Annotated in this window: 12 protein-coding genes; 8 read left to right on the top strand and 4 right to left on the bottom strand. The window is 44.5% G+C overall.

Translation table 11 applies throughout. The features are described 5' to 3' along the window. Positions 1 to 214 precede the first annotated feature (214 nt). The 8 genes from NIT79A3_RS17230 to mutS all read left to right on the top strand — a co-directional run bounded on the left by NIT79A3_RS17230 (position 215) and on the right by mutS (position 9,519). Positions 215 to 1,924 carry a hypothetical protein gene (locus NIT79A3_RS17230; RefSeq protein WP_013967416.1) on the top strand — a complete coding sequence of 570 codons (1,710 nt, stop codon included), beginning with the start codon at positions 215 to 217 and terminating at the stop codon, positions 1,922 to 1,924. Positions 1,925 to 2,133: 209 nt separating this feature from the next. Next, positions 2,134 to 2,973 (top strand): hypothetical protein, encoded by an 840-nt coding sequence (locus NIT79A3_RS17225; RefSeq protein WP_013967415.1) that lies wholly within the window; start codon positions 2,134 to 2,136, stop codon positions 2,971 to 2,973. 182 nt (positions 2,974 to 3,155) lie between these two features. Further along, positions 3,156 to 4,208 (top strand): cytochrome-c peroxidase, encoded by a 1,053-nt coding sequence (locus NIT79A3_RS17220; RefSeq protein ID WP_013967414.1) that lies wholly within the window; start codon positions 3,156 to 3,158, stop codon positions 4,206 to 4,208. 142 nt (positions 4,209 to 4,350) lie between these two features. Then, positions 4,351 to 4,860 (top strand): membrane protein, encoded by a 510-nt coding sequence (locus NIT79A3_RS17215; protein WP_013967413.1) that lies wholly within the window; start codon positions 4,351 to 4,353, stop codon positions 4,858 to 4,860. 87 nt (positions 4,861 to 4,947) lie between these two features. After that, entirely contained in the window at positions 4,948 to 5,097 is a 150-nt protein-coding gene (locus NIT79A3_RS18955) for a hypothetical protein (RefSeq protein WP_156797129.1), read from the top strand. A gap of 259 nt (positions 5,098 to 5,356) precedes the next feature. Beyond that, positions 5,357 to 6,463, top strand: coding sequence for a glutaredoxin domain-containing protein (locus NIT79A3_RS17210; protein WP_013967412.1), 1,107 nt, complete (start codon positions 5,357 to 5,359; stop codon positions 6,461 to 6,463). A gap of 62 nt (positions 6,464 to 6,525) precedes the next feature. Further along, a complete protein-coding gene (locus NIT79A3_RS17205; RefSeq protein WP_156797128.1) occupies positions 6,526 to 6,669 on the top strand; it encodes a hypothetical protein in 144 nt (47 codons plus the stop codon). A gap of 249 nt (positions 6,670 to 6,918) precedes the next feature. Then, complete coding sequence (gene mutS, locus NIT79A3_RS17200; RefSeq protein ID WP_013967411.1) at positions 6,919 to 9,519, top strand: DNA mismatch repair protein MutS; 2,601 nt, start codon at positions 6,919 to 6,921, stop codon at positions 9,517 to 9,519. Between the two features lie 30 nt (positions 9,520 to 9,549). On the opposite strand, the gene NIT79A3_RS17195 is transcribed toward mutS, so the two are convergent. From NIT79A3_RS17195 to NIT79A3_RS17180, 4 genes are all read right to left on the bottom strand, one after another. Then, positions 9,550 to 10,029, bottom strand: coding sequence for a peptidylprolyl isomerase (locus NIT79A3_RS17195; RefSeq protein WP_013967410.1), 480 nt, complete (start codon positions 10,027 to 10,029; stop codon positions 9,550 to 9,552). Between the two features lie 159 nt (positions 10,030 to 10,188). Then, positions 10,189 to 10,797, bottom strand: a complete 609-nt coding sequence (rnhB, locus tag NIT79A3_RS17190; protein ID WP_013967409.1) for a ribonuclease HII — start codon at positions 10,795 to 10,797, stop codon at positions 10,189 to 10,191. Between the two features lie 201 nt (positions 10,798 to 10,998). Continuing rightward, the gene (gene fabZ, locus NIT79A3_RS17185; protein WP_013967408.1) at positions 10,999 to 11,442 is read right to left on the bottom strand and encodes a 3-hydroxyacyl-ACP dehydratase FabZ; all 444 of its coding nucleotides are present in this window, start codon (positions 11,440 to 11,442) and stop codon (positions 10,999 to 11,001) included. A 65-nt stretch (positions 11,443 to 11,507) separates the two neighbouring features. Beyond that, entirely contained in the window at positions 11,508 to 12,035 is a 528-nt protein-coding gene (locus NIT79A3_RS17180) for an OmpH family outer membrane protein (protein ID WP_013967407.1), read from the bottom strand. Positions 12,036 to 12,058: the final 23 nt, after the last annotated feature.

The following is a 12,058-nucleotide window of genomic DNA, read 5'->3' as shown; positions in this document are numbered from 1 at the left end:
CCTTGCCAGCCTATGTTAATACGACAAACCTATCAGCCTAAATTATAAAAAATAAGCATTTTGCTTATTTACTTGAGAAAAATATTCAACAATAATGAAATATGTTTTTATTAACCGATGTGCTATGTAATCGGTTCAGATGATAATAAAGTGTGTCTAGTTAATGAAACATTTAGGTTAAAGCCTTTCTATTATTTTTATGGAGTAGTCAGCAATGAAGAACTTACCTCGAACTGCTTTAAGTATCATCATCGGCGCTCAAGTGTTATTCGCGGCGCAGCTAGTTCTCGCCGAAAATATAAATTTTAATTGGAGTACTGTAGTGGATAACAACGCAAGTCCGCCAGGTATCGCGACTGAGAAATTCTTCAGTTATAACCAACCGTCGTTAAATGATAATGCTCTTGTTGTATTTCGCGGTCGAGCCAAACCATCCACAGGTGGAGGGGGAGAGCCGACACGTGGAGTATTTACCCGTAACATGTTGTTGAGTAATGAATCTGTCAAAGTGATAGCCAGTACTGCCCCCCCCTCGGATGTTGTTCCAGCACCAAACAATATTACTAATCCGAAACCAGCAACTTTTAACGAATTCCCTTCATTCCCACGTATTGACAAAGTTGCCAATACGGTAGCTTTTCGGGGGCAATCACAACCAACCTGGACCGATCCAGTATTGGGTAAACTAGGAGGGACAACCGGTGTTTATGCCAACCCATTTGGCGGATTAAAAACTGGCGTCAGAAACCTTGAAGTCACTGCCGGTTTTACCATTTATCAAGTACCTAGTGTCGCTCTAGATGCAGGCAGTCCTGCTACACGGTTTGATCAATTTCCGGGGGCACCAGCAATTTCTGAAACCAATAGAGTGACTTTCAAAGGTAACTACTCGGATAACTCAGTTTCCAAAACAGGTATCTTCTACCGTAACAACCCAGCTACAGCGTTAGTCAAAGCAATCGCATGGACTGGTTTACCGATGCCTGATAAGTTTGGCGTCCCCACATCGTCTGTTTTTGGATCAACAGCACCGCCTAGCAGCGCAAATAAGCAAGTCGTATTTGCAGGATTTGATAATGAAGAAACACCCACAGCCGGTGGAATTTATCATGCGCGGTTCGAAACCAATCCAAAACTCAAGGCATTGGTGACAATAGGCATGCCGGTACCTGGTGTCAGCCAAGAGAAATTTACTCGCTTTGGTGAGGCATTGTCTTTTGATGGCAGATATGTTTCATTCTGGGGTGCATGGGGTACGGGAGCGCTTAACCCTGCTAGCGGTGGGCCAGGATGGAAACCGGTAACACTCACATGTCCTATCGATGGCAACCAAGATGTCATTCAGTCTTGTTTGGATCAAGATAATAATGGCACTTCCAATGACGGCATCTATACCCTCTACGAGCCTATAAACCAAGGAATATTTGTTCATGACCTCTTGGAAAAGAAAACAAGGATGATTGCCCGTACCAACGATGCCAATACCTTTGCTGATTTTCTATTCTGGAGCTTTACAGGCGCACCTCCTGGTGTAGGTGGCGGGGATGAAGGTAGTACAGACGATCGTGAACCACCCAGATGGCGCTCTTCCGCATTCGCCGCGGTCAATAAGGAAAATGTTGCTTTCAAGGCAACAAAATCAGACGGCAGTAACGGCATTTATGTCAGGCATGAGAATGATCCAATTACAACCATTTTGGATACCAAAATGACTGGTGATGTTCTGGATAAGATAACGGTTATCGTTGCTGAGAACGAAGACGGCACTACTGCCAATGTACCACTGTCCCAGCTTTATATCGTTACTTTAGGTCTGGAAAGGGATGGGTATAGAAATAAAAGATTAGCAATTAGCGCGAGCATGGCTGATGTCAGTGCCACATACAGTTGGGCTGGTATCTATATAGGCCAACCAGTTGATTAACTTGAGTTTGGCATTACTCTACAACTATAAATTTAGCCTCTTAAAATCTGATTTTCGTTTTATTGCAAAGAATCAGTAAATAAGCAATGTCATCAACATCCCGCTGCTTGCGGCGGGGTGTTTTACTTCAGTAGTTAAAACAATATAACAAAATCAATCTATTAAACACAACAAGCTTGTTGTGCCTCTAACATGAATGGAGATTTACCATGAAGCAAATATTTTTTCCTATTCTACTAATCAGTATGTTGACAGGCCTGCCTGCTGCGGTTACGCAAGCTGACGATTCACCGCATTGTGGAATCAATTGCGAAGTTAATTTCACAACAACCAAGGATGTTGAGGATGCCGTTAGTGCGTTCTTTGGCAGCGATTCTGTACCTGTAGCAGTTATTAAAGATGCAGAAACCGGAGTTTTTACTATTACCTTACCGGATGGCAGAATATTCAGTGTAGTTCCAGACGGACTTACATTGCGGCACAAGAATACGGTTCAGCAACAAGTGATGGAAACAGAAGAAGGCCATCTGCGCTTACGCGCACAGTCAGGTCTAGAAATACAGTTGCGTAGCGAGTTCCATCAACAAGTTCAGGCAATGGGGGAATTACTGCGGTTAGGATGGGACAATATCGGATGGTTCGGTGACCGGATCGAGATTGACTCACCGGCAGGAGAAAGGATGTGTTTTGCACCGGATATGGAGATCATTGCTGGATCAGCTGACGGAGCGACCAGTATTTCCACTGATGCAGACGGCAATCTGCAAGTGAGGTATCAAGACGGTATTCAACAACGGCTGCATGCTTGTGCTCACGATATGGTGCAATTACGCGATCAGGTGAGGAGTACGCTTCGCCTGCAATTACAAACTCACACCGATGGCACAGTCTCAGTTCAGCAGGACGACGGGCTACAGCATCGGTATCGCTTGACAGCGACACTGCGCTGGAGCGGCATTCTTGATCAACCGGGTTTTTTTACAGAGGAAAACAGGTTGCGCTTTCGTTACAGAGATGGATGGGAACAAGAGATTGTTTCTATACCGTAAGTTTGTAAATATCGGAAAACAATTCTTCAATTAGAAAACACCACTTTTTACAGTTGATGTGAAGAAAGGATATGCCGGTAATTTATATAGATTTTTTTCCTTCGACAATTTTTTTAGAAATAAGCATTTTGCTTATTTAGCTCTTTTGATAAGGGTGTTAAAGTTAAATTTTTGGAGGTTATATGAAAATATTCTTATTCTTAGCGTTTGTATTGAGTTCCTATAGTTATGCTCAAACTAGTCATGATCATCAAGAGGACACGAAGAAGGCTGATCACCATGGTGGAATGCACGATGGCGATCATCACGGTGGAATGGGCGGCATGCATGGCGGTCATCACAAACTGGACCAAACCACTTTAAAACAATTTTTTGAACCGTTACCTGCATCAATTATTGATGAGAAAAAGAATGCAGCTTTGATCAAGCTTGGCAAGAAACTGTATCTGGATCCCCGGCTTTCGATCAATGATCAGATTTCCTGTAATTCTTGTCATCGGCTGGATAATTTCGGCGTAGACAGTCAGCCAACTTCACCAGGCCATGAAGGAAAACGCGGCGGCAGAAATTCGCCAACCACGATGAATGCGGCGCTGCATATCGCACAATTCTGGGACGGACGAGCAAAAGATGTGGAAGAACAAGCACTTGGTCCCATTTTGAACCCCATCGAAATGGGTATGCCGAATGAAGCAGCTGTTGTCAGCAAGTTGAAAAAAATAGAGGAATATAAGGCTCTCTTTGCAGAAGCTTTTAAAGATGAAAAAGATCCATTCCAATACAAAAATATAGGTAAGGCAATTGGTGCTTTTGAGCGTACGCTGCTAACGCCTTCCCGGTTTGATGACTATCTCAAAGGCGACGAGAGCGCTCTGAATGACAATGAGAAAAGAGGCCTGCAGAAATTTATCCACATGGGATGCGCCACTTGCCACAATGGCGTAGCGCTTGGCGGGAATTCATATAAAAGGATAGGCGTTGTTAAACCTTATGAAACCAAAGATATGGGGCGATTTGAAATAACCGGGATCGAAACTGACAAGAAAGTGTTCAAGGTGCCAAGCCTGAGAAATATTACCAAAACAGCCCCGTATTTCCATGACGGCTCAGTTGCTACATTGGATAAAGCAATCGAAGAAATGGCTGAGCACCAACTGGGCCGGGAAGTTGGCCCTGGATTTATTAACGATGTTAAAGCATTTCTAGGTTCCTTAACCAGTAAGGGTAAGGAATAAATTAAAGAATCTAGTTGTGATCGAGATCAGTTTTTATAATGGGCAAAAATACACTACTTCCATGAATAATAAGATGAATAAAGAATATTCTGCTTATCTCTACTGGGTGTTAGTGTAACCCATGTTTTTTTAGGAGGTTATTATGCGAAGAATCTATTTTCTTGTTCCTGATATTGCTACTACTAATCGTATCGTCGATGATTTACTGATGGCAAAAATTGAGGAGCGGCATCTCCACGTGCTTGCTAAACGTGGTACGCCGCTCGAAGATTTGCCAGAAGCTAATCTGTTACAAAAAAGTGATTTTGTTCCTGCTGTACAGCAGGGGTTGGCACTTGGAGGGACAGCCGGTCTGTTGGCCGGGCTGGTCGCCGTCGTGCTTCCTCCCGCATCAACTGTTATTGCAGGTGGCGTCTTGCTGGCAACTACGCTTGCGGGTGCGAGTGTCGGTGCATGGCTAAGTGGTATGGTGGGTATGAGTATTGGTAACCGGAGGACTAAAGAGTTCGAGGAGGCAATTGAGGCAGGTCAACTTTTGTTGCTGGCTGATGTACCGGCTGATCGAGTGCTAGAGATAGAGAGGCGCGTAAAACAACATCTACCCGAAGTGGAAATTGAAGGCACAGAACCGAATATACCTGCGTTTCCTTGATAAGAGATAGCGATTCAGTTTCACTACTTATAGCGCGAATGGCCGCTTAGCTGGGCATCGCCCACTAATGGATTGCATTGATGTGTAGTGGCACAAGCCAGTGGAATAATGAATTTGCGCGGTGTCAGGAAGCTCAGTGTATTCAATCTTGATCCGACTGGGTTTGGCCGTTTTCAATTCAGCCAAGCCTGTGGCACGTCTTTGCCATGGATCTGCGCCGGTTTAGCAGGACATTGAAAAACTATCTGCGTTGCCGCTGCGGTGTTAAAAACAAGCTCAAAATGCTCATTTATCACGCATAAACTGCGCTTTTTCGCCTGTTTTTGCCTTGCATCGGCTGCCTCGAAAACTTTTTCAGCGGCCTGTTAGAGAAATCACCTTGTCTGAATTCTCCAAAATAAGGTGAAAAATGATTCTAAAGCCTGAGTCAGGATTTTTTGGCAGTTTTTATATCAATAAGCGGTATCTTCAACCACTACCAAATCTTCGGAGGTTGATGCTGTTATTATTGCTGGTTGTAACACCATGGGTAACAGCAAGTGAAGTAAAGCAGGTTCCAGGCGGAGATCAGGTACTCGAAGTTTTCGTGCGCGACGGTTGCCCGCACTGTGCACGGGCTAAAGAATTTCTCCTGAAATTTGGCAGCGAACGACCATGGCTGCAGATCATGTACTATTCGGTCGACCATGATCAGATCGCTCTCAATGGATTGACCCGATATTCCCAGGAGGCTGGGATTTGGCCACCCGGCGTGCCAACTTTTGTCATGAATGGCAAGGTACTTGCAGGATTTGATAATGCAGAAAACTCCGGGCCTTTACTGATTAATCTGGTTGAGCAGGCCTCGCTCTCTCCTCAGCAAACCGAAATCGAATCAAAGTTGTTTGGAACACTCAGTGTTGCTCGCCTGGGACTTCCGTTATTCACACTGACTATTGGTCTGCTTGATGGCTTTAACCCGTGTGCGATGTGGGTGTTGTTGTTTTTGCTCTCGCTACTTGTACACCAGCGGAATCGTAAAAGAATGGCATTAATCGCTGGCACATTTGTGCTGGTGAGTGGCGGAGTCTATTATGCGTTTATGGCTGCCTGGCTGAACATATTCCAGATGATCGGTATTACTACTGCTTTGTACTGGGCGCTGGGAGGCGCGGCCCTGATTATCGGCGGGATCAATGTGAAGGATTTTTTTATCTGGCAGCGGGGTTTCTCATTATCCATCCCGGATTCTGCCAAACCTGCCTTGTATGTCCGGATGCGAGCTGTCCTGGCAGCCGATAGGTTATGGCCGACGCTGACAGCCGTTGCTTTTCTGGCCGTAATGGTCAATTTCATCGAATTACTGTGCACTGCAGGTTTTCCAGCAATCTACACGGCTATATTAACGCAACATGCGTTGAATCCAGCAGTCTACTATGCATACCTAGGACTTTATATCCTCGGTTATATAGCCGACGACTCCCTTATGGTAGCCATTGCAGTGTTCGCGTTAAGCAATCATAAGCTTACGGAATCTACGGGTCGCTGGCTCAAGCTCCTGAGTGGCGTTGTAATGCTGGCACTTGGTTTCATAATGATTCTACATCCTGAATGGCTTGTTTAGCAGGCCGCTGAAAACTATCTGCGGTGTTAAAAACAGCCTACAAAATGTATTATGATATTTGCATGGCCCAAGCTAATGGAAACGAAAAAGCCGCAAAAATAGAGAGCAAAGTTAACTGCAAACCTTCTAACAGGCCGTTGAAAAACTATCTGCGTTGCCGCTGCGGTGTTAAAAACAAGCTCAAAATGCTCATTTATCACGCATAAACTGCGCTTTTTCGCCCGTTTTTGCCTTGCATCGGCTGCCTCGAAAACTTTTTCAACGGCCTGCTAAAATCAATATCGATTTGCTACTAAATGCTTTGCTGAAGTGCATGGATACCCCAGCTTCCATGCTCATCAAGATATTCCAGTTATCATCGACTTTCAGGATAATATTTTGGGGTGTTTAGTAGACGAGATTATTCCAGCACAATAATGTATTCTCCACTGCGTAAATAATCTGACGTAGAGCCAATGAAAACCCAGAAAGATCAGCATACCCCCATGATGCAGCAGTACCTGCGCATCAAGGCACAACACCCAGACATGCTGATGTTTTATCGCATGGGGGATTTTTATGAGTTGTTTTTTGACGATGCGGAGAAAGCGGCAAAGCTCTTGGGAATAACTTTAACGCAACGCGGCGCTTCTGCCGGGGAACCGATTAAAATGGCGGGAGTGCCCTATCATGCAGCAGAGCAGTATCTGGCAAAACTGGTCAAGTCAGGTGAATCCGTAGCCATTTGCGAGCAGGTGGGTGATCCGGCGACCAGCAAAGGCCCGGTTGCACGTGAAGTCACCCGTATCATCACGCCTGGAACATTGACGGATGCGGCATTGCTTGAGGATAAGCGCGACTGCATATTATTGGCTTTATGGGTGCACGAATCGATTCTGGGTCTGGCTTGGCTGAATCTGGCAGCGGGGCAATTACGCGTGATGGAGACATCACCACAAAATCTGCTGAGTGAGCTGGAGCGTCTGCAACCATCTGAGATCCTATTGCCAGAATCACTTAAACAAGCTGAAATACAAGGTAAAAATTGGGCGCTAAAGCGATTGCCGTTGTGGCAGTTTGATCGTGATACTGCAATCAATAATCTTACGCGGCAATTTGAAACGCATGATCTGTCTGGCTTTGGTTGTGAGGATTTGCCTATTGCGCTGTGCGCTGCCGGTGCCCTACTGGAATACGCCCGCCTGACTCAAGGATCTGCTGCGCTTCCTATCACATCATTACAAGCTGAGCGGGATAGTATTTATATTCGGATGGATGCTGCCACACGCCGCAATCTGGAAATTTCTGAAACCATACGCGGTGAACGCTCACCTACGTTGTTGTCATTACTGGATACATGCTCAACCAATATGGGCAGCCGTTTGTTGCAATTTTGGCTGCATCATCCATTACGGGATCATGCAGCAATACAAAAGCGGCTTGATAGCGTTGCAGCCTTAATCGGAGAAAGTGAGCAGAATAATTATTGGGTCGCGCGAGACCTGCTTCGGCAATTTGTAGATGTTGAACGGATTACTGCCCGCATTGCACTCAAATCAGCGCGCCCGAGAGACTTATCGGGTTTGCGTGATAGCCTGAAACTATTGCCAGAAGTCATTCAAGCCATGGCAAATGGTTCCAGTGAGAGAATTAGTCAATTGATTCAGGCTATGCAGATAGAACCTGCGCTCTTTGAGTTATTGAGAAAATCTTTGTTGGAAGAACCTGGTGTGGTGTTGCGTGAGGGCAATGTGATTGCCGATGGTTATGATGCCGAACTGGACGAATTACGTGCCCTGCAAAATAATTGCGGTGAATTCTTACTGCAGTTGGAGATTCGTGAAAAAGAACGCACCGGCATTCCTAATCTCAAGGTGGAATATAACCGTGTGCATGGTTTCTATATTGAAGTCACGCACGCACACAGCGAGAAAATTCCCGCTGATTACCGGCGCAGACAAACACTAAAAAGTGCTGAGCGTTATATCACGCCGGAACTAAAAGCTTTCGAAGATAAAGCATTATCCGCGCAAGACCGGGCATTGGCGCGGGAGAAGTATTTATACGATGAACTTTTGAATGTACTTCTGGGTTATATCCATCCATTGCAGAAAATGGCTGCGAGCGTTGCGGAAATTGATGTTTTATGTGCATTTGCTGAGCGTGCACAAGCGCTTGACTATACTGCACCATATTTGTCGCATGAGGAAATTTTTGAGATAGATACCGGTCGCCACCCGGTTGTGGAAAGTCAGGTAGAAAACTTTGTTGCCAATGATGTTCAGTTAGGTGCTGACTATACCGGGAAACCGCAAATGTTGATAATTACTGGCCCCAATATGGGCGGTAAATCAACCTATATGCGGCAAATCGCGCTGATCGCTTTACTTGCACATTGCGGCAGTTATGTGCCTGCCAAAAGAGTACGTCTGGGTAGGCTGGATCAGATCTTTACCCGTATTGGCGCTGCCGATGATCTTGCCAGCGGGCGTTCCACATTTATGGTGGAAATGACGGAAACCGCCAATATACTCCATAACGCAACAGCGCAAAGCCTAGTGCTTATGGATGAAGTCGGGCGCGGCACTTCCACTTTTGACGGCTTGGCCCTAGCGTTTGCCATTGCCCGGTATCTATTGAGTAAAAATCGCAGCTTTACACTTTTTGCCACGCATTACTTTGAATTAACGAAACTGGCTGAGGAGTTTAAACAAATCCAAAATGTCCATTTGGACGCCGTGGAGTATAAACATCGCATTGTTTTTCTGCATAAAGTAGCCGAGGGTCCGGCCAGTCAAAGCTACGGTTTGCAAGTTGCTGCACTGGCAGGTGTTCCAGAGTCAGTGATCAAAGTGGCCAGAAAGCACTTGATTAAACTGGAGCAGGAAAGTGTAAAAAAGAAACCTCAGTTGGATCTGTTTTCCTTTTCCATTCCAGAACCGGAAGAAGATATTACGCAGGAACATCCATTGATTGCAATGTTACAAAACCTCTCGCCGGATGAACTAAGCCCCAGGCAAGCGCTGGAGCAGCTTTATTTATTGAAGAAAGCGATAGATGCGACAAATAACAGCTAATCTGTTGAATAATAGAATACCTTTATTTCATCAATGCTCATGCCCATGTGCACCATGCACATGTTGATGGGTAATTTCTTCCGCTGTGGCTGGGCGGACTTCGGTTACTGTGCAAGCAAAAATCAATCTTAAACCCGCAAATGGATGATTTCCATCGACAATGACGGTATCGTCAGCAACTTCTGTAACTTGGTAGATGATGATGTCGTCAGAACCTTCAGCCCCCCCTTCAAAATGCATGCCAACTGCTACATTATCTGGAAAAGAGCTGCGCGGTTCCACTCGAATCAATTCGGCATCATATTCGCCGAAAGTATCTTCCGGTTCCATTGAAACCGAGCAAGAATAACCAACTTCCATTTCATGAAGCGCTTCTTCAACGAGAGGGAAAATGCCTCCGTAGCCGCCATGCAAATAACTAATCGGTGTATCCGTTTTCTCCAGAATTTTTCCGGTATCATCTGTCAATTCATAATTAAGTGAGACCACGGTATTTTTTTCAATGCGCATTTTAAGTTTATCCTTGTTTAGTGAGTTCAAAAATTTAAATTTTATTAATAATCAGGGTTGTTATCTGTTAGCAGAACTGAATTGAATAGCTGTCATTATACTCACAAAGTGATTTTCTTCCTTGCTTTGAGATAAGCACAGTTTGGCGTTATCGTTGTTCTAGAAATATTTTTTACTCAATTTTAATGCATGGACAGGCGCAAAACTTTGCCGATGTATCTCACATGCACCGTGCATTTGTAATGCAGCCAAATGCTTTATCGTTGGATACCCTTTGTGTTGATCAAATCCATAGAGTGGAAAACATTGATGCAGTCTTAGCATTTCTTTATCCCGTGCCGTCTTAGCTAAAATAGAGGCTGCTGAGATTTCGGGTATTAGACTGTCACCTCTAATGATTGTACGTACTGAGCATTTTAGCTGTGGACTCTGATTCCCATCGACCAGCGCCATATCCGGTACGAAAGGTAAACTTTCTACAGCACGTTTCATCGCGAGCAAACTTGCTTGCAGAATATTTAGCTGATCAATTTCTTGCACTGAGGCGGAAGCAATTGCCCATGCTTTAGCATATTTTTTGATAGCGATTGCCAGCACTTCACGCTTCTTCTCGCTCAGTTCCTTGGAATCGGCTAATCCGGCTATTTTGTGGTCAACATCGAGCACAACACATGCTGCATAGACGGGGCCAGCCAATGGCCCTCTGCCAGCCTCGTCTACACCGCAAATAACAGCATTTGCACTGAAAGTGTCAATATCTTTCTCCACCAATTGCGCTGTTGATATGCGCCAGCATCATACAAATTACAAACTGATTGCTTAACAGGCCGTTGAAAATTATCTGCGTTGCCGCTAAGGTGTTAAAAACAGACTCAGAATGCTCATTTATTAAGCATAAACTGCGCTTTCTCGTCTATTTTTGCCTTGCATCGGCTGCCTCGAAAACATTTTTCAACGGCCTGTTAACGATTATACATTTCTTGCAGTGCACATCAGCGTAGCTTCAGTGACAAGCTGCTCATCGACTTCAGCGCGAGCTGAATATTTCCATAACCCCTTTATTTGCCGCTCTATGGCAACCTTGAGAATTAATTGATCACCAGCCATAACGGGTTTTTTAAAACGAACGCCGTCAATTCCGACAAAATAATAAACTGTATTATCTTTGTTGATCGTATCTACTGTTCTGAGCGTTAGAATGGCTGCCGCCTGGGCTAAAGCTTCAACAATCAGGACGCCCGGCATGACCGGATAATGCGGGAAATGCCCCGAAAAGAATGGTTCATTGATGGAAACATTTTTTAATGCAACGATATCCTTGCCCACTTCGTAAGAAATCACTTTGTCCACCAATAAAAGCGGATAGCGATGCGGCAGGTATTTTAAAATTTCGTGAATATTCATGGTATTCATACTTTTTTCCTTTTAGCCCTAGATCTTTATTGATGGCACTTGAATAGATTATGTTGAATTCTGTCCTATTCATTTTCGAGTGCTTTAATAACTTTATCTGTAATATCAATTCGTTGACTTCTATAAACTGAATCCTGGAGCTGCAATATCAGATCATACTTTTCTGTTTCAGCAATTTTGCTGATTGCCCGATTGGTGCGATCCAGAATTACACTGTATTCTTCATTTTGACGCACACTAAAATCTTCCCGCATTTGTCTTTGCGCGCGCTGATATTCACGGCTAAGATTGGCAAGATTCCTTTCTAAGTTACGCCGTTCCGTTTCATCCATGCTAATGCTGTCTTTCTCAAGCTTGTCTTGTAATGTTTTGGCCTGAACAGCCATTTTCTTGATTTCTTCATCACGCGGCACAAATTCTTGATCAATTTTCTTTTGCGCCTGTACCGCTGGCAGCGATTCGCGCAAAATCTTTTCAGTATTCACTACGCCAATTTTGATATCACCGGCAAGAACCATAGCGGATCCACTGGTTGAAACAATGGTTATAAGAACTATAACCGTAATGCACCACCATCGATTGATTCGTTTCAAGTTATTCACCGGATAGGATCTCA

It is taken from the genome of Nitrosomonas sp. Is79A3 (assembly GCF_000219585.1).
Lineage (GTDB): Bacteria > Pseudomonadota > Gammaproteobacteria > Burkholderiales > Nitrosomonadaceae > Nitrosomonas.
Note: the sequence above shows the minus strand (reverse complement) of the source record. Positions and strands in the feature narration are given on the sequence as shown.